The 18612-nt window shown below is 62.8% G+C and carries 18 protein-coding genes; 8 read left to right on the top strand and 10 right to left on the bottom strand.

The window, feature by feature from the left end; all coding sequences use genetic code 11:
• Entirely contained in the window at positions 1 to 777 is a 777-nt protein-coding gene (locus P3T40_RS16510) for a hypothetical protein (RefSeq protein WP_429268793.1), read from the top strand.
• A gap of 73 nt (positions 778 to 850) precedes the next feature.
• Here P3T40_RS16510 and P3T40_RS16505 read toward each other — a convergent pair whose 3' ends face one another.
• Together P3T40_RS16505 and P3T40_RS16500 are read right to left on the bottom strand one after the other, a co-directional pair.
• Positions 851 to 2251, bottom strand: coding sequence for an FAD-binding oxidoreductase (locus P3T40_RS16505; protein WP_429268792.1), 1401 nt, complete (start codon positions 2249 to 2251; stop codon positions 851 to 853).
• A complete protein-coding gene (locus P3T40_RS16500; RefSeq protein WP_429268791.1) occupies positions 2248 to 3231 on the bottom strand; it encodes an isopenicillin N synthase family dioxygenase in 984 nt (327 codons plus the stop codon). The genes P3T40_RS16505 and P3T40_RS16500 overlap by 4 nt, the downstream gene beginning before the upstream one ends.
• A 327-nt stretch (positions 3232 to 3558) precedes the next feature.
• Here P3T40_RS16500 and P3T40_RS16495 point away from each other — a divergent pair, with 327 nt between their 5' ends.
• The 5 genes from P3T40_RS16495 to hutC (P3T40_RS16475) all read left to right on the top strand — a co-directional run bounded on the left by P3T40_RS16495 (position 3559) and on the right by hutC (P3T40_RS16475) (position 7465).
• Complete coding sequence (locus P3T40_RS16495; protein WP_429268790.1) at positions 3559 to 4383, top strand: transporter substrate-binding domain-containing protein; 825 nt, start codon at positions 3559 to 3561, stop codon at positions 4381 to 4383.
• A gap of 75 nt (positions 4384 to 4458) precedes the next feature.
• Positions 4459 to 5109, top strand: a complete 651-nt coding sequence (locus P3T40_RS16490; protein WP_429268789.1) for an amino acid ABC transporter permease — start codon at positions 4459 to 4461, stop codon at positions 5107 to 5109.
• Between the two features lie 46 nt (positions 5110 to 5155).
• Positions 5156 to 5818 carry an amino acid ABC transporter permease gene (locus tag P3T40_RS16485; protein ID WP_429268788.1) on the top strand — a complete coding sequence of 221 codons (663 nt, stop codon included), beginning with the start codon at positions 5156 to 5158 and terminating at the stop codon, positions 5816 to 5818.
• 19 nt (positions 5819 to 5837) lie between these two features.
• Positions 5838 to 6707: an amino acid ABC transporter ATP-binding protein gene (locus P3T40_RS16480; protein WP_429268787.1), complete on the top strand. Its 870-nt coding sequence runs from the start codon at positions 5838 to 5840 to the stop codon at positions 6705 to 6707.
• Entirely contained in the window at positions 6704 to 7465 is a 762-nt protein-coding gene (gene hutC / locus P3T40_RS16475) for a histidine utilization repressor (RefSeq protein WP_429268786.1), read from the top strand. Before P3T40_RS16480 ends, hutC (P3T40_RS16475) begins: the two co-directional genes overlap by 4 nt.
• 26 nt (positions 7466 to 7491) lie before the next feature.
• Here hutC (P3T40_RS16475) and hutC (P3T40_RS16470) read toward each other — a convergent pair whose 3' ends face one another.
• From hutC (P3T40_RS16470) to P3T40_RS16435, 8 genes are all read right to left on the bottom strand, one after another.
• Positions 7492 to 8250 (bottom strand): histidine utilization repressor, encoded by a 759-nt coding sequence (hutC, locus tag P3T40_RS16470; RefSeq protein WP_429269014.1) that lies wholly within the window; start codon positions 8248 to 8250, stop codon positions 7492 to 7494.
• 110 nt (positions 8251 to 8360) lie between these two features.
• On the bottom strand, positions 8361 to 9986 hold the full coding sequence (locus tag P3T40_RS16465) for an aromatic amino acid ammonia-lyase (protein WP_429268785.1): 1626 nt from the start codon (positions 9984 to 9986) through the stop codon (positions 8361 to 8363).
• Between the two features lie 19 nt (positions 9987 to 10005).
• Complete coding sequence (locus tag P3T40_RS16460; protein ID WP_429268784.1) at positions 10006 to 10797, bottom strand: ABC transporter ATP-binding protein; 792 nt, start codon at positions 10795 to 10797, stop codon at positions 10006 to 10008.
• Between the two features lie 25 nt (positions 10798 to 10822).
• A complete protein-coding gene (locus tag P3T40_RS16455; protein WP_429268783.1) occupies positions 10823 to 11575 on the bottom strand; it encodes an ABC transporter permease in 753 nt (250 codons plus the stop codon).
• Positions 11576 to 11591: 16 nt separating this feature from the next.
• On the bottom strand, positions 11592 to 12314 hold the full coding sequence (locus tag P3T40_RS16450) for an ABC transporter permease (protein ID WP_429268782.1): 723 nt from the start codon (positions 12312 to 12314) through the stop codon (positions 11592 to 11594).
• A 158-nt stretch (positions 12315 to 12472) separates the two neighbouring features.
• The gene (locus P3T40_RS16445) at positions 12473 to 13333 is read right to left on the bottom strand and encodes a transporter substrate-binding domain-containing protein (RefSeq protein WP_429268781.1); all 861 of its coding nucleotides are present in this window, start codon (positions 13331 to 13333) and stop codon (positions 12473 to 12475) included.
• A 342-nt stretch (positions 13334 to 13675) separates the two neighbouring features.
• Positions 13676 to 14353 (bottom strand): methyltransferase family protein, encoded by a 678-nt coding sequence (locus P3T40_RS16440; RefSeq protein WP_429268780.1) that lies wholly within the window; start codon positions 14351 to 14353, stop codon positions 13676 to 13678.
• Between the two features lie 82 nt (positions 14354 to 14435).
• Positions 14436 to 15260 carry an arylamine N-acetyltransferase family protein gene (locus tag P3T40_RS16435; RefSeq protein WP_429268779.1) on the bottom strand — a complete coding sequence of 275 codons (825 nt, stop codon included), beginning with the start codon at positions 15258 to 15260 and terminating at the stop codon, positions 14436 to 14438.
• Positions 15261 to 15846: 586 nt separating this feature from the next.
• Between P3T40_RS16435 and P3T40_RS16430 the strand changes: the two genes are divergently transcribed.
• Entirely contained in the window at positions 15847 to 17382 is a 1536-nt protein-coding gene (locus P3T40_RS16430) for a carbohydrate porin (RefSeq protein ID WP_429268778.1), read from the top strand.
• Positions 17383 to 17460: 78 nt separating this feature from the next.
• Positions 17461 to 18612 (top strand): hypothetical protein, encoded by a 1152-nt coding sequence (locus P3T40_RS16425; protein WP_429268777.1) that lies wholly within the window; start codon positions 17461 to 17463, stop codon positions 18610 to 18612.

Genomic DNA, 18612 nt, shown 5'->3' with positions numbered 1-18612 from the left:
ATGGAACAGTTGACCTTCGGTACTTGCGTCAAGAGAAGCTGGATCAGCACCTGGCAAGCCATCGTTCAGATGCCGGGACTTTTCCTCGGTGTATTCGTCGTCATCACCTGCACATCTCTGCTTTCCGCGTCCTTTCAGCAACCACCCTCTGGTGCCGACTTTGACCCTGCAACGGCCACCAGTCATGCCCTTGCCAGACTGGCGCTGTCGATTCTGCAACTTGTCGTCTACGGTTGCCTGACGATCAAGGTCAATCGTTTCGTGCTGCTAGGCGAAGGTACGCAACCCTTGCTGCCTCTCGGCGGCAAACCGCTTGGCCGCCACCTGCTGTTCACCTTGGGCGTGGGAGTCGGCACGATCATCATCACAATTGGAGCGGCATTGGTTGCGCACCGGGCGCAATCGGCGAAGCTCGCCCTGATCGTCATTCCCGTGCTGCTGGCGTACCTGTTCGTGATCGTCCGTTTGAGTTTGATCTACCCGGCGGTCGCGCTAGGCAGCCGGCTGACGCTGCCCACAGCGTGGAAAGACAGCCGAGGTCATTTCTGGAACATCGCCGGCATGGGACTCATCGCGTATCTGCCTCTCCTTCTCATCTGGATCTTCGCGCTGCTGGCGGGAGGCAAGACGTTACTGACGGCCCTTCTGGAGGGCTCTCTCGTGGCTAATGTCGCGCAGGCGTTCGTCAGCACGGTGTTCCTCGTGCTTTCCGGCGCGGTCATGTCGTGGGTCTACCGCCGCTATGCGAACGGTTTGCTGGAGCACGTGGCCCAGTGATATGCGCCGGGCGGCACGCCATGCCGCCCGCGCTGCCAACACGTGTGCCCTCGCGCCGTTTGCGCCGTTGCCTTCAGAACAGCTTGCCCGGATTCAGAATCCCGTGCGGGTCGAGCGCCTGCTTGATCGCCGCCATCGCGGCCAACTCTTCACGCGAACGCGAGATCGGCAAGAACTCGCGTTTCAGCGAGCCGATCCCATGTTCCGCCGATACCGATCCGTGTAGCGGTCCCAGCATTTCATAGACGAACGCATATACCGCGTGGTGCGCGACGCCCGGCACCGAGTGGCCATCCACGGTGAGGTGCAGATTCGAATCGCCGATATGGCCAAAGAAATACGACTGGTTACCCGGCCACTGACGATCGAGCGCCGCGCGGCAGCGGTCCACAAACGTGCCGATCTCGCCGATTGGCAGACTGACGTCGAAGTTGACCGGGTCCAACTTCACCGGAAACTCAGCCGTGCATTCGCGCACCGCCCATAAGGCACGCGCATCGGCCAGCGACTGCGCAATGACGGCATCGCGAATGGCGTGCGCGTCCAGTGCTTCGGTCAGCGCGGCGGCAAAGCGTTCACCGTCGTCGGCCGCATCGAAGCTGGCGTGTTCGATCAACGCGTACAGCGGATGCGCTTTGGCAAACGGCGAGCGCGTGCCGGTCAAGGCGACGCCGAAATCGTAGAAGTCCGGCCACATGATTTCGAACGCGCCAATGTCGTTGCCAAAGCGCGTCGACAGGCGGCGCAGCAAACTCACCGCAGCATCGTAATTGTCCAGCGCAACAAGCGCCGTATGCCGCGCCGCACGCTGCGGATGCAGGCGTAGTACCGCGCGGGTAATCACGCCGAGCGTGCCCTCCGAACCGATGAACCAGTGCTTCAGGTCGTAGCCGGTATTGTTCTTCACCATCTTGCCGAGCGAGCTCAAGACCGCACCATTCGCCAGTACCACCTCCAGCCCAAGCACCTGATCGCGCGCGGTGCCCGACTGGATCACGCGATTGCCGCCCGCATTCGTGGCGAGATTGCCGCCAATCTGGCACGACCCGCGGGCGCCGAGGTCGAGCGCGAGTTCGAATCCCGCTTGCGTGGCGGCCTCCTGCGCCGTCTGCAAGGTGGTCCCGGCCCACACGGTCATGGTTGCCGAAGCGGGATCGATTTCTTCGACGCCCGTGAGACGCTCGAGCGACAAGGCAATATCCGTGGCGCGCGGAATCGCACCGCCGGCGAGGCCGGTCATGCCGCCCTGCGGCACCACCGCTTGATGCGCCGTGTGGCAAATCGCCAGCGCCTGCGATACCTGTTCTGTCGTGCGTGGCAACAACAACGCTGCGGCACGCGTCGGCTCGTGACGCGTCCAGTCGGTCATCGAACGCTCGCCAATCTGTTCGCCCACGCGCACCGCGTCATCCCCCAGCGCCTCGTGTAGCGCGGCCAGCGTGATGGAAAGCGCGGCGCTATCCCCGTTCGTCATGCGGTCGTCCCCTGTGCGGCCTGCTTCTTTCGATAGCCCATAGAATCGTTGATGCGCCCAAGAATGTAGTCGCCTGCTGCGACCGGTTGATATTTGAGGTCAGCATCGCTCGTGCCGAGTTCGCGCGGATCCACTAACGCGCCGTAGGTCGGATCATAAAACGTGGCGATCGAATAGCGCTCGCGTCCGGACGCGTTGATCACGCGATGCAGCGTCGAGCGAAAGCGGTCGTTGGTCCAGCGCGCGAGCAGATCGCCGACGTTGACGACGAAGCTGCCTGGAATCGGCGGCGCGTCGACCCACGTGTTGTTGGCGATCTCGCGCACCTGCAATCCGCCCACCTGATCCTGCCACAGCAGCGTAATGCAGCCATAGTCGGTGTGCGGCGCCACACCGAACTGATCCGCATCCGATTGCGGTGGCTGCGGCGGGTAGTACACCATCTGGGTGCGCTGCATCCGCTTGGTATAGCGCGGCGCAAAGAACTGTTCGTCGACGCCGAGACTCACGGCCACCGCGCGCAACAGGTCAGCGCCACATAGCGCCACCGCTTCGTAGTAACCGTACAGTGCCGGGCGCAACCCGGGCATGAAGTCCGGCCAGTTGTTCGGCCCGCGCAAAGCCTGGCCTGCGAGCACATCGGGATCGTCTTCCGGCAACTCCAGCCCGATGCTGAAAAACTCCTTGTAGTCGGGGCGCTTGGCCTGATACATCGTCGCGTCGCCGAGCGCATTGAAACCGCGATGCCGCTGGTTCACCGCAGCGCGCCGCTTGGTTTCAACCGGAAACGCGAAGAACGTGCGCGCCGCCTGTTCGGCCACATCAATGGCCGACTGCGGCACACCGTGATTGACGATGTAGAAAAAGCCGATCGTCGTGCACGCGTCGCGAATCTCGCGGCCGACACGCTGCATGGCGTCTGGATCGCCGGTGCGTACACCGGCAAGGTCGATGATCGGAATGCGAGTGACCGGCTGCATATCGCGACGCTCCTGAAAGGCCCGACGGATTGGACGGGTAAATAAGCTGATGAACAATCAGATCAATAAGCTGACGAATGCGCACATGGCCGATACTTCGAACACCTTTCCAAACGACGCCGTAACGCCCGCTTCCTCAGTTGTATATACCGCCAAAAGCCCCTTCGCAAGCCGCCTCTTCACTCTGCCTCAACCGTCACGAGCGCCCTTTGCAGCGCACAACAGGATTATTTATTTCGCACGAAAACTGCGGTATATACTGCCCCGCATACCGCGCGCCACCGCACCCCGTCTCGCGCGACACCGCTTTGCCAACCGGAGATTCTCATGAGCATCCTTGCAGGCTGGAAGTGTCGTTTCATGGTGTTAGCGTTGTGCACTGCGAGCGTCGCCGCGCACGCGGATCAGCTTGCCAAAGTCAAGGCGGCGGGCGAACTCGTCGTCGGCACGGAAATGCAGTTTGCGCCCTTCGACTTCCTCGAGAACGGCCAGCAGGCCGGTTTCAACAAGGACCTGTTCGCCGAGGTCGGCAAAGAACTGGGCGTGAAGGTACGCTTTATCGACCTGCCCTGGCCTAGCGTGTTGCCGGGTCTCGAAGCGGGCAAGTTCGACATGGTCGGCGGTCCGCTGACGGTGACGAAGGCGCGCATGGAACGCTATGCGTACACACTGCCGGTCGCCGACGCCACCGACGCGCTGCTCAAGCGCGCGAGCGATACCTCGCTCAAGCAATCCTCGGATATCTCCGGCAAGACGGTTGGCGCGGGCAAGGGCTCGGCACAACTCGACCAGCTGAAGGCTTATATCGCGACGCTGCCCAAGCCGCCTGAAGTGCGCGAATACGTGGACAACAATCAGGCCTACGCGGACCTCGCCGCCGGCCGGATTGCCGCGGTCGCCAACTCGATGACGAACATCGCCTACGTGGCGAAACAGCGGCCCGACACCTTCGCCGTGGTGCAGCCGCCGTTCGGCGCCAAGGTGTACTTCGCCTATTGCATGCGCAAAGACGCGGACAGCAAGTCGCTTGACGACGCGTTCAATGCCGCGCTCGTCAAGATGCACGATGACGGGCGGCTCGCCGCCTTGCAGAAGAAGTGGTTCGGCGTCGCAATGGACGCGCCGACCACCATGCCCACGCCGAACTACTAATGCCTTGAGGCAGGCGCCGCCGGCCGTACGGATTGCGGCGACGCCTGCCGGTTTGCTCTAGCGGGTGCCCGACACATGTTCAGCATGACTGTCTTTCTTCAGGGTCTGCCGCTGCTGCTGCACGCGGCGATCGCCACGGTTGGCATTTCGCTCACCGGGCTCGTGATCGGCTTCTTCGTCGCGATTGGCGTCTGTTCGGCGCGGCTATCGGCGCATCGCGCGGCACGCATGTTCGGCGGCGCGTATGTGTTCTTCTTTCGCGGCGTGCCGATGCTGGTGCAATTGCTGCTGGTGTACTACCTGCTGCCTTTCGTCGGCATCAATGTGTCGCCGCTCGTTGCGGCGATTAGCGCCGTGTCGCTCTGCTCCGCCTCGTATATCGCCGAGATTTTGCGTGGCGGCTTCCTGAGCATTCCTCCTGGGCAGATCGAAGCCGCGCGCATGCTCGGCATGTCGCCGCTCGACATGCTGAGGCGGATTCAGGTGCCGCAGGCCTTCCGCCTGACGTTGCCGTCGTTGGTCAACGAGATGGTGCTGCTGATCAAGGCGTCGTCGCTGATTTCGGTGGTCGGCGTCGCCGAGCTCACGCGCACCGCGCAGAACATTGCCGCCAGCACCTATCGCCCGCTCGAAGCCTATCTCGCCGCAGGGCTGATCTATTTCGTCATCTGCGGAACGCTCGCGCTGGTCGCGCATGGCGCCGAACACCGCTTGCAGCAAGCCTGAGCAAGAACGCCGAGTTCAGCCTGAGAGCCCGCCTGAGACCCAAACGATGCAGCAATTCGACCCTACCGTCATTACCCACAACCTCCAGCCGATTGCGGCGGGCCTTGCGACCACCATCGGCACGTGGGCCGCGGGCGTTGTCATCGGCATTCTGATTGGCTTTCTGATTGCTGTACTGCAACTCTTCTGCGGGCGATGGGTGCGCGGGCTGCTCCGCTTCTATATCGAACTCTTTCGTGGCACGCCGTTTCTCGTGCAGCTCTTTCTCCTCTACTACGGCGGTCCTTCGATCGGCCTCACGCTCGAACCGATGACCGCCGGTGTCCTCGGCCTCGGCCTGTACGGCAGCGCGTACTTTGCCGAGGCATTCCGCTCCGGTTTCCAGTCGGTGCCGCCGGGTCACCTCGAGGCGGCGTCGTGCCTCGGCCTGTCGCGCTGGCAAGCGGTGTTGCGCATCCAGGTCCCGCAGATGCTGGTACTGATTGTCCCGGCGCTCACTAATCTGATCATCGTGCTCAGCAAGGAGACCGCCGTGCTGTCCATCGTCACCGTGCCCGAACTGACCTTCGTCCTGACCGGCATCGGTTCGGCCACCTTTGCATTCGTCGAGACGCTGCTGGCGCTGTGCGTCTGTTATCTCGCACTCGTCGAACTCACCTCGCGTGCCGGCATGTGGGCAGAAGCCCGCATTGCGCGGTTCATGGCATGAACGAACTCCGGATCTATCGATGAATGCCCTTGCCGATATGCCAACTTCTGAGCCCACTGCAGCCGCAGCACAAACCCCCAGCGCGCCGCTGATCGAAGTGCACGACCTGCGCAAACGCTTCGGTGAAGTCGAAGTGCTGCGCGGCGTCGATCTGGAGATCGCCAAGTCCGAAGTGGTCTGCATCATCGGCCCGTCGGGGTCTGGCAAGAGCACCTTGCTGCGTTGTCTCGCCGCGCTCGAAACCTACGATCAGGGCGACGTGCGCATCGAAGGCGAACTGCTTGGCTACGTCGAGCGCAACGGCAAGCGCATGCGGGCCCCGCAAGGCGAGATCAACCGCGTGCGGCGCAACGTCGGCATGGTGTTCCAGCAGTTCAACCTGTGGCCGCATATGACGGCGCTCGGCAATGTGATGGAAGCGCTTTTGCGCGTGCGCCATCTGTCGCGCGACGACGCACGGCGCCGCGCCAATGCGATGCTGGAGACCGTAGGGCTCGCGCAGAAGGCGGACGCGTATCCAGCCAAGCTATCGGGTGGCCAGCAGCAACGCGTAGCGATTGCACGGGCGCTTGCCATGGAGCCGCACATCATGCTGTTCGACGAGCCCACCTCGGCGCTCGATCCGGAACTGGTCGGCGAGGTGCTGCAGGTGATGAAGCAACTGGCCCGCGACGGCATGACCATGGCGGTCGTCACGCATGAAATGGGCTTTGCCGCCCAGGTTGCCGACAAGGTGGTCTTTATCGATCAAGGCCGCATCGCCGTCGCAGGCAAGCCGCGCGAAGTCTTTCACGATGCCGGACAGCCGCGCTTGCGTCAGTTCCTGCAGAATTACTTCGACCGCAACGCCTTCTGGACGCAAGGCGCCGACGAGGCAGGCCCGCAATGAATGCGCACGCTTCCCGCGGTACGGACATCCACGACCCTCCCACCGCACGCTACGAACAGGTCAAAAGTCACATCCGCCACACCATCGACTCGGGCGCGCGCCAGCCCGGCGACCGGATTCCTTCGGAACTGGACCTCGTCGCGGCGTTAGGCGTGTCGCGCATGACCGTCAACCGGGCATTGCGCGAACTCGCCGAGGAAGGCCTCGTCACGCGCGTCTCAGGGGTTGGGACCTTCGTCGCGGTAGCGAAGCCGCAATCGACGCTGCTGATGATCGCCCACATCGGCGACGAGATCCGCTCGCGCGGCCATGAATACAGCTACGAAACGTTGCTCAAGCAACGGGAAACCGCGCCGGTTCTGGTATCGAACGCGTTGGGCCTGGCGCCGGGCACCTCTGTGTTTCACGTCATCTGCGTTCATCGCGAGAACGGGCTGCCCGTGCAACTCGAAGACCGTTACGTCAATCCGGCCACGGCACCGGAGTTTCTGCAGCAGGACTTCGCGGCGATCCGGCCGTCCGAATATCTCTACAACGTCGTGCCGGTGCACGACGTCGAACATGTCGTCGACGCGTGCTTGCCCACGCCTGACGAAGCCGCGTTACTGGAAATCCGCGTAGAGGAGCCGTGCCTGACGCTGGTGCGGCGCACGTGGACGAGCGGCGTGGCGGTAACGTTTGCCCGCTTCGTGCATCCGGGTTCGCGCTATCGACTGGGCTGCCGGTTCGGGCCAGCCGTTTCGCAGCGACAGGGTTGAGCAGAACCGCCTAAGCGGCTCCCGTATCAGACGTTCCCCGCCAGATGAAAGCGTGACGCCGGATGCCACAGTTGCACCGACGTCGCCACCGACTCGCCAACCCACGTGCGGCGCCACAACAGCAGGCACGGCTCGCCGATCTCCATCGCCAGATAGCGGCGCACATGCGCGTCGGGCTTTTGCGCGTAGATGCGAAACTCGGCACGCTGGATGGGCGCGAGCCGCACCATGTAGTGATTCGGCGTCTCGAGCGCGAAGTCCTGTAGCAGATACTCGGGAAAGACCTTGGGATTGACGTAGCGGTCTTCGTATTGGATCGGCTCGCCCTCTTCGCTATGCACGATGCGCGAATGAAACGCCGGTCCTGCGGACAGACCGAGCGCATCGAGCGCCTGCGCATCGTCACTGGGCTCGAGCGCCAGCACCTGAGCCATATGCCGATGACCGCGCGCCGCGATCTCGTCGGCGATGTTGCGAATCTCGAGTACCGTCGATTCATAGCGCTGCGGCGCAACGAAGGTGCCCGAGCCCTGAACGCGCGTCAGCACCCGCTCGGCAGTCAGCTCGCGCAGCGCGCGCGAGACCGTCATGCGCGCCACGCCGAATTCCTTGACCAGTTCGGTCTCCGATGGAATCAGACCGCCCGGTTTCCAGTCCCCTTCCGCGATCCGCTTCACGACATAGCGCTTGATCTGCTCGTAGGCCGGCATCGCTTTTGTGGACGTCTCACTGGCATTGCCCGTACGCGATGCAGGGCTGGTTTCCAGTGGCGCGTTTATATTCATATTCACGTCGACCTCGTGGGTGGTACGCAATATCCCGGCACGCCGGCGGATGGGCCTCGCGCGCCGGCTCGTAGGCCGCTTACGGGAAGCTTATGGATTAATGGCCCCCGTCATGCCGCCGATTGATGCTCATTCGCTGCGGCGTCGTGTGTGCCGGCCGCCATATGCAGTGTGGCATCGACCGGCGTATAGCCGGGCTCTTCAGTTGTGCGGGCGACTGCAGGCCGCATCTTACCCGGGTTCGGCAGCGGTGGCGGCGCGGCATCGGCAATCATACGAAACGCGACTGCCATGTCCTCCGCGAGCGGGCGGTCATCGCAATACGTCGGCACCACGCGGCGCACGCTTCGCCACAAGGAATCCGTATAGGGCGCGCGCGGCATATCGCCGGTCTGCAAATCATAGGCTTGGGCCGCGGCAAGCAGTTCGATGGCGACGATCCGGCCGGCGTTGTCGACGATCTCGAGTGCCTTCAAGGCAGCCGGAGTGGCGTGACACAGGTGGTCCTCCTGCAAACCGGATGTGATCCCGCCGTCGAGACTCGCAGGCAGCGCGAGACGCCGGTTCTGCGCGACCAGCGAAGCCGCCGTGTACTGCGCGATCATGAAACCCGAACAGGTGCCACCGGGTTCGGCCAGAAACGCGGGCAGGCCACTGACCAGCGGATTGACCAGCCGGTCCAGACGGCGCTCGGCCATCGCCGCGACTTGCGCAATCGCCGTCGCGAGACTGTCCATCGCCAGCGCGATCGAAGCGCCTACGGCATGCGCCTGCGAATAGACACGCGGGTCCTCCGGTGTGCCGGCGACGATCGGGTTGTCGGTGATCGAAGCGAGTTCGCGATTGACCACCACGGTCGTCGCGCTCAGTACGTCGCGCACGGCGCCGTGGACGTGCGGAATGGTCCGCATGCTCAGCGGGTCTTGCGTGCGCTGGCCGACCACTGCGGCGAGAATGCCGCTATCGGCGAGCGCGCTGCGCATCCGTTCACCGACCAAGGTCAGGCCCGGCGAAATGCGCAGCGCCAACGACTCGGCGTCGAAAGCGGCGAGTTGGCCGCGCAGATTCTCGAAGCTCATCGCGGCGACCACGTCGGTCCAGTCGAGCAGACGTTCGGCGCGCGCCAATGCGAGCGCCGCGAGACCCGTCACGCAGGGCGTGCCGTTGACGAGGCTCAACCCTTCTTTCGCTTCGAGCACCAGCGGCTCGAGGCCGAGCATCTGCAACGCGTCGCGTCCGTTGATCCGCTCGCCGCGATAGCGCACATGGCCCTCGCCGATACACACGAGTGCGATATGCGCCATATGACTCAGATAGCCGACCGAGCCGAACGCGGGCACTTCCGGCAGGCAATCCGCATTCAGCAGCGCGACGAGTTGATCGACGACTTCGAGGCGAATACCCGAGTGCCCGTGCGCGTAATTGTTGACTGCCGCGGCCATGATCGCACGCGTTTCAGCGACACCCAGCGGCGTGCCGACGCCCACTGCGTGGCTCATCAGAATGTTGCGTGACAGCGCGCGCTGCTCGGTGCGCGAGACGGTCACGTCGCACAACGCCCCAACGCCGGTGTTCACGCCATAGGCGCGAATCCCTCGCTCGACGATCTGTTCGACGAGCACGCGCGCCGCCGCGATACGCGCGCGCGCCTCGGCGGAAAGCTCAAGCGCTGCGCCGGCGGCGACGGCTGCCACCTGAGCCAGGTCGAGAGGACGATCGGAACGGATCACGGCCATGATAGTTATCCTTAACGTGTTAGTTGGTGCTGCGGTCCTGATGGCTCGACACGAATTGCCGGAAGCGCTCGGACTTGCAATCGACGAACACTTCGTCCGGCGTGCCATCGGCTTCCACCTGGCCTTGATGCAGGAACATCACGCGGTTCGACACATGGCGCGCGAAGCCCATTTCGTGCGTGACGACCAGCATCGTGCGGCCCTCTTCGGCAAGCGAGCGCATCACACGCAGCACTTCGCCGACCAGCTCAGGATCGAGCGCCGAAGTCGGCTCGTCGAACAGCATGACCTTGGGATGCATCGCGAGCGCCCGCGCAATCGCGACACGTTGCTGCTGGCCGCCCGACAGATGCGCCGGGTAATGGCCGCGCTTTTCCGCGAGTCCCACTTTGGCGAGCAGCGCTTCGGCTTCTTCGACCGCCTCGGCGCGGCTGCGCTTTTGCACGCGCATCGGACCTTCGATCAGGTTCTCGAGCACCGTCATGTGCGACCAGAGGTTGAAGTTCTGAAACACCATGCCGAGTTGCGAACGGATGCGGTCCACCTGGCGGCGGTCGCTCGGCTGCAGCTTGCCGTCGCCGCGGCGCTTCATCTTGAGTTCTTCACCGGATAGCGCGACCGAGCCGTCATCCGGCGTCTCCAGCAGGTTCAGGCAGCGCAGGAAGGTGCTCTTGCCTGAACCGCTGGCGCCGAGGATCGAGATCACGTCGCCCTGGTGCGCGTCAAGCGAGATGCCTTTGAGGACGTGGTGGTCGCCGAACGACTTGTGAATGTTCTTGACCGACAATGCAACGGGTGCCGTAGCGTTCATGTGATTCTCCAGAATGAGCGGCCGGTCAGTGCGCGGCACGACGTGCTTCGGTGGTAGCGGAAACCGGGCGAGCGGCAGCCTGGACGGGCGCCGCGCGTAGATGGCGCGACAAACGCACTTCGAGCAGGCCCAACAGGCGCACGATGACGAAATTCAGGAACAGGTAAATCAGCGCGGCGCAGATGAAAACTTCAGTTGTCCGATAGGTCTGCTGGATGATCTGCTGCGCGACGCCGGTCACTTCCCACACGGTGACGAGGCTCGCGAGTGCGGTCGACTTAACCAGCAGCACCGCTTCCGTCGAATACGCCGGCAGGCACTGGCGCAACGCAATCGGTCCGATCACGCGGCGCAACAACGAGAAGCCCGACAGGCCGATGGCATAGCCCGCTTCGATCTGTCCAACCGGCACGGCCATCAAGCCGCCGCGGATGATCTCAGCCGTGTATCCGGCCGTACACAATGCCAGCGAGAGCACGGCGCACATATACGGTTCGCGCAGTACCGGCCACAGGAAACTCTCGCGGATCACGCCGAACTGGCCGAGTCCGTAGTACACGAGGAACATCTGGATCAACAGCGGCGAGCCGCGAAACACGAGGATGTAGGCACGCGCGAAACGGTTCGGCAACCAGTGCGGCGAGACCCGCATCGTGACGATCACGAGCGACAGCAGGCCACCCAGCACCAGCGAAGAGAAGAACAGACCCAGCGTAGTCGGCACGGCGCCAAGCAACTGACGCAGCGTGTCGAGCAGGAAATCGAAGTCGATATGCATGATGGCGCGGGCCTCCTCAGTTGCGGGCGAAATTGCGGCGGAACGACCGGCCCACGCGTGCTTCCGCGTGGTTGAAGACCCGGTTCGAGATGCTCGTCATCAGCAGATACAACGCGCCGCCCACGACGAAGAACGTGAAATATTGATGGGTCGAACCGGCGGCCACCTGACTCGCCCGCAGCAGTTCGGCAAGACCCGTGACCGAGATCAGCGCGGAATCCTTCAGGCTCAACTGCCAGACATTGCCGATGCCTGGCAATGCGAAGCGCAGCACCTGCGGGATCAGAATGCGGCGCGCCATCGTCAGGGTGGGCATGCCGATCGAACGGGCCGCTTCCAGTTCGCCGCGCGACACCGCCAGCACGGCCGCGCGGTAAACCTCGGCTTGGTACGCACCGGAGATCATCCCCACCGCGAGCGCGCCGATCACAAAGGGCGGCACGCCGACAAAGCCGTCGGCGCCGAACCACTGGCCGATCGTCGTCACCAATGTCGAGCCGCCGAAATAGAACAGATAGATGACGAGCAGTTCGGGCACGCCGCGAAACACTGTCGTGTAGAAGTCGCCGACGATGCGTAACGTGCGAAAGCGCGACAGCTTCGCCGCGGCCACCAGCCCCCCGAACACCGCGCCGACGGCAAGCGCCGCAAGCGTCAGTGCGACGGTCATCAAGGCCGCCAGCAGCACGACGCCACCCCAGCCATCCGGCCCGAAGCCGAGCATCCCGATCAGAGCCATACCGTACCCCTCGTCCAATCTGTTGGATCAATCAGCCAGGCATGCGCTAGTGTTGCCACGCATGCTGGTACATCTTTAGTGCGCCTCACTTGACGCCCCCACGCGAAGCGGCCAGGCCGCCTCACATAGTCATTGCCCAGCAATCGCCCAGTTGCCGCTCAAGGCGTAACGTCAGTCTTGAACCACTTCTCGGAAAGCTTCTTCACCGTGCCGTCGGCCAGCGCCGCGCTAATCGCGGTGTCGAACTTCGCCCTCAGGTCGGCGTCCTGCTTGCGGAACGCGAGGCCTTCACCCGGCCCCCAGATCGGGCCGCCGATCTTCGGTCCGGCCATCACGATCGAAGCAGTCTCTTTCTTGTCGGTGTTGGCGGCGTAGTAGGTCACGTCGTCAAAGGAGGCGTCGATCCGGCCGTTCGCCAGGTCGAGATCACGCTCCGGCGAGGTCTTGTAGACACGGATGGTGGCGACGTCCTTGAAGCCGTCGTTGATGAACTTGGTGTAGACCGTGCCCGACTGGATGCCGATGGTCTTGCCCTTCAACTCCTTACGCAACGAGTCGACGGTCGGCTGGTCGGTCTTCGCGTCGCCGGTCAGCTTGAGGACAGCGCTGGTCGGGCTGGCCTTCGGCAGGATCTTGGTGTCGGTCACGGCAAACGTGGCCGGCGTCGCCGCATAAGGGCGCGAGAAAGCGATGATCTTTTCGCGCTCCGGCGTGATCGAGATTGCGTCCATCAGCACGTCGAACTTGCCGGCCTGCAGACCCGGGATCATGCCGTCCCAATCTTGCGCGACGAGATTGCATTGCAACTGGATGCGCGCACACAGATTCACCACCAGTTCAGGTTCGAAGCCGCCCAGCTTGCCGCCTGGCAGCGTCAGGTTCCACGGTGCATAGCCGCCTTCCAGCGCAATGGTCACGGTTTTCCATTCTTTCGCCTGCACGGGGGCCGCGAATATGGTCGCTGCGCCGAGGACGGCGCCAATCAATGCTTTAGCCAACGTAGTGCGCTTTACCTTCACGTCGAAACTCCTTTGATTGAGGAAACACCATCCAGCTAGTCGAGCGACTTATTCACTCGCCTAAATTGACTAGACAAGTCTGCATGAGTAAAAAAATCGTAGCAAGTGGAAATGTGAAATTTCGGCGGAATCATCGGGTAAGCCCTATGTATAAAGGCTCTCAGCCTGACTTTGTACGTGAAACGTAATTTCTGACCGTGGCTCAGGCACGCCGCTTTGGTGCATTTTGTCTAGACAGGTTCACTGAATGACGCGAGATGCCTCTTCCTGGTGCGAGGGTGCACAGGAGCGGTTTGAGGTGAACGGCTGGGTACGCAGCCGTGAGTCGGGCGGTGAGGCCCGCTACCAGATATACGGCACGAACCGATAGCGCACGCGTGTGGCGTATTCGGCATAGCCATCGAGTTGTTCGGCCAACATGCGCTCTTCCCGCACGGCGCGGTAGCCGATGCCGGCTATCAGCAATGGCGCGCAGAGGAGCCCCCACCACGAACCCAGCAGCAACGGCATGCCGGCGAGGAACGGCAGCGCGGCTGCGTACATGGGATGTCTGACGTAGGCGTACGGCCCTGTGTCGCTGACTTTGTGGCCGCGTTCGGACTGGATCTTGACGACCGGCGCGGCGAAGCTGTTAGCGCGAAACACCGAACGGCATGCGTAGATACACACAAAGATCCCGAGCGCGCCGACGACACCCAGCCATCCCGGCATGGACGACCAGTGAAAGCGGCCGGCGTCGAGTCCCATCAGGATCAGCCAGCACGTCCAGACGACGCCCACATAAGCCATGAAGACCCGGTCCCAGCCGCTCTGCTGCCGCTGGACGATGGGTTTCAGCCGTTCGGCGAGTAAGGCGGGATCATGCCGGGCGAGCCACAGGCCCAGCCATAGGCCGAGCACCGCCCATTCGAGCAGAAACCACCAGCCCGCGGCCCAATGCAGCGTGCCTGCCGCGCCGAACAATAGGACCGCCATGAAGGCAAACCAGACCGCCATTTGAACGAATAGGTTCTTGACCATCGCATCAGGCTCCGCAGGTTTGGCCCTTCATTGGCCCTTCATTGGCCCCTCATTGGCCCCTCATTGGCCCCTCGTAGCCGCGTCAGCGTTTCTCCCGGATCCGCTCGAAGAGCTGCGGTATGTCGAACTCGCCGACCGGCAAGCCGAAGCGTTCGCCGAGGCACGCCGCGAATTCAGCCGCGTTGCCAATCACCTCTTCGCGCACAGCCTTACCGTCAGCCGCGCGCTCGGTCAAACGGTCGTTGAGCAACGCGAGGCGTCCGTGCGGCAAGACGCGGCAGACAATCAGCGAGTTGACGAAATGCGACTGCGGCCAGGTGGAGGTGTACCAGTTCGCCACCTCGTAGTCGATCCATTCCGCGCGGTGCAGATCGAAACGGTAGACCTTCGCCCAGCCATCGCCCGACTGCACCTCCAGGTCAAGCGCGCCGTGCGACGCATCGGCGAGGCGAAACACTTCGAGATGAGTGCTTTGCGGCATGCCCGGCTCGAGGCGTAAGGGCGCGGTGAGCGACGCGCTGCCGAAACCGATGTCCGCGAGCCATTGCGTGTCGTCGATCTCGACGCGCAACAACATGTGGGTGCGGGCTGCGACCGCGTCCGCCTCGCGCCCCCACAACACGCGTGCAATCAGCGGTGTCACGTGAAAGCCCAGTTGCATCAGCACATGGGCGAACAACTTGTTCTGCTCGAAGCAATAGCCACCCCGCCGGTGCTCGAGCAGCTTGCTGACGATAGCCGGCAATTCCAGCGAGACGGTACGGCCGGCCAGTGGATCGAGATTTTCGAAGGGGATCGCCCGGGGATGCAGGCGGTGCAGTTCGCGTAGCACGCCAAGCGTCGCAGTGCGCGGTCCCTCATAGCCGATGCGGGAGAAATACAGGTCGAGGTCGAGTGCGTTTGGCATGAAATGGTCCTGGAACGACTGTGGCAACGGTAGCGACATTTTCGCTGCTGAACTGGGACGGAGTGAGGTGCGCGTAAGACAAGCTGCTGACAAACACCCCTGCACTGGTCAGCAACGAAAGCTAAGGACGTGTCGCTTCGTGGACGCGCCTCCTGACGATGGGCTTTCGTTGTATTTGTGCACTTCGACAGCGCACTCCGGCACGGATTCGACCCATCTGCCGCACGAGCCTTGTCCTGAAAGACGACTGGCGGTCCATCCTCCCTGGAAAACCTCACCGCTCGCGCGTCCACACGAATCAAAGTGGTCGAAACAGGCCGCGGAATCCATACTTATTACTTACGTTTAAATTACTTATAAATAACAAATAGGTAATAAAAACCTAGCAGATGTAAAAATACCAATTACACCCCAGTAATATTGTTGCGAATCGTTCTCATTTGTATTGACGCACCTATTCCGCATGCGTACGATCTCGACATTGCTACCTGAGGCGTCGCGAACCGCAGCGGCAGTGCGCGGAGGTCCGCTATCACCGCTCGATGCGGATAGCCGGAACAGTCGATACAACACAATAAGGATTTCGATGAAGTTCGCCCAGTCCGAAGGACGCGTGTCAGACGCCCGTCCTTTCAAGAATGCTACACCGCGCGGTCGCGCCGCACGCACGCTACGTCTGCCCACGATTCGCAGCGTGGCGCTTTGCTCAGCGTTCGCATGGGCTTCGCTGACCGCCGCCACGGCGATGGCTGATGTCACGATAACCAATCCCGACGCCACGCCGAACGACAACCCTGAAGCCGATTTGAGCATTCAGGCCAAGCCCACCGGCCAATGGACCGGCGTCTGGAACCGGGGCAATCTGCTCGGCGACATCGGCGGTTTGCGTCCGTGGCTCGGCAAGTACGGCGTCTCGTTCGCCCTCACCGAGACCAGCGAATACCTCTACAACACGCGCGGCGGCCTGAACACGGGCGGCACCTATGACGGCCTGACGACGGCCACGGTCCAGTTGGATACGAAGAAGGCATTCGGCCTGCCGGGCGGTCTTTTCAACGTCAGCGCGCTGAACATCCACGGCCAGAACCTGAGCGCGGACAATCTCGGCACGCTGAATACCGCGAGCGGGATCGAAGCGCAGGATACGACCCGCCTGTGGGAACTGTGGTACCAGCAGTCCTTCCTGAACAACAAGATGGACGTCAAGGTCGGGCAACAGAGTCTCGACCAGGAGTTCATGGTCAGCCAGAGTGCCGGCCTGTTCGTCAACACGATGTTCGGCTGGCCTGCGCTGCCTTCGTATGACATGCCATCGGGCGGCCCGGCCTACCCGCTCGCCGACCTCGGCGTGCGCTTCCGCGGCCAGATCACACCGACCTTGACCGCGCTCGCAGGCGTGTTCGATGGCGACCCGCTCGGCAACAATCCGAACAACATCAGCGGCACGAATTTCAACCTGCATACCGGCGCACTGTATATCGGCGAGTTGCAGTATGCGTTGAACCAGCCTGGCGACGGCGAGATGGTCGGGGCCGGGAACACCGGCCTGCCTGGCAGCTACAAGCTCGGCTTCTGGTACAACACCGGCAGCTTCGCCGACCAGCACTTCGACAACACCGGTCTGTCGCTGGCGAACCCTAACTCGACCGGCGTTGCCCAGCAGCATCGCGGCGACTACAGTTTCTATGCGGTGGCCGATCAGATGGTATGGCGTCCCGACCCGGACGAGCCGCGCAGCATCAACGTGTTCACCCGGGTGATGGGCGCGCCGGGCGACCGCAACCTGGTCAACTTCTCGGCCAACCTCGGCGTGGTGATGAAGGCGCCGTTCGCCGGACGCGACAACGACACCGTGGGCCTCGCACTGACGTACATCAAGGTCAGCAATAGCGTGGAAGACCTCGATCTGGACACGCGTGCGTTCTCCAACGGTCCGTACGGCGTGCGCACCCAGGAAACCACCCTGGAGGCGACCTATCAGTTTCAGGTCAATCCCTGGTGGCAAATCCAGGCTGACGCGCAATACACGTTCAATGCCGGCGCCGGACAGAACCCGAGCGACCCGACCCAGCCGCTGCGCAACACGTTTGTTGTGGGCGTGCGAACCAATATCACGTTCTGACCGCATTCATAACCTGGACATCATGCTTTCGATCATGACCGCATTCAACGCTTTGTGCGCAGGCACGGAGGCTCAATCATGAATTACCCCAAGCGCAAGTCTCTGCCGCGCGCTACGCGGGCACTGATGGCAGCAGCGGCGAGTACCGCTCTGCTGATCGCGGCCGGCACCGCGTACGCCGATCCGCAAGGTTTCCTCGAGACGGTGCATAAACACACCACGCTCATCAACACGGTGCCCGACAACGGCGACCAGAATCCGTACGCGCTCGTCGTCGCGCCCGTTTCGGCCGGCACGGTGAAGAAAGACGACGTCCTCGTCGATAACTTCAACAACTCGACCAACCTGCAAGGCACCGGCTCCACGATCGTGGACTACCATCCGGATACCAGGCAGATGACGGTGTTCGCAACGATTCCGCGCGATCTGAAGGAATGCCCGGGCGGCGTCGGCCTGTCAACCGCGATGACCATGCTGAAGTCGGGCTGGGTGATCGTCGGCAGCACGCCGAGCAATGACGGCACCACCGGCACCAAGGGCGCCGGTTGCCTGATCGTGCTCGATCCGCAAGGCAAGGTTGTCTCGACCATCAACAGCCCGAACATCAATGACCCATGGGGCAACATGGCGGTCGTCGACAACGGCAATAGCGCTACCCTGTTCGTCAGCAACGCCGGCTTCGGCGTGGGCTCGGCGGCGGGCGATCCGCCGGTGTTCAAGCAGGCCACCGTGCTGCGTCTCGATCTCGACATTCCGGACGGCAAGCCGCCGGTCGTGAAGAAGGAAACCGTGGTCGGCAGCGGCTTTGGCGCTCAGGCGGACAAGGGTGTGTTCCTCGTCGGACCCACGGGCCTCGCCCTGTCGTCCGACCAGAAACTGCTGTATGTTTCGGACGCGATCGGCAACCGCGTCAACGCAATCGAAGATCCGATGACGCGCGATACCAGCGCCGGTGTGGGCCGCCAGCTCACCGCCGACGGCCTGCTGCACCGGCCGCTGGCAATGGTCACGGCGCCCAATGGCCACCTGCTGGTGACGAACGCGTTGAATGGCCAGGTCGTCGAGATCGACCCGGCGAGCGGCAAGCAGATCTACGCACGCTGGATCGATACCGACAAGGCGCAGTCGCCCCCGGGTAACGGCGACCTGTTCGGCATCGTCATGACGCCGGCGGGCGATGGCTTTTACTACGTGCAAGACGACGTGAACACTTTGGTACTAGCGAAGTAA

This window comes from Paraburkholderia sp. EB58, assembly GCF_050436665.1.
Classification (GTDB): domain Bacteria; phylum Pseudomonadota; class Gammaproteobacteria; order Burkholderiales; family Burkholderiaceae; genus Paraburkholderia.
The sequence above is the reverse complement of the archived record's forward strand: the minus strand, read 5'-3'. Positions and strand labels throughout refer to the sequence as shown.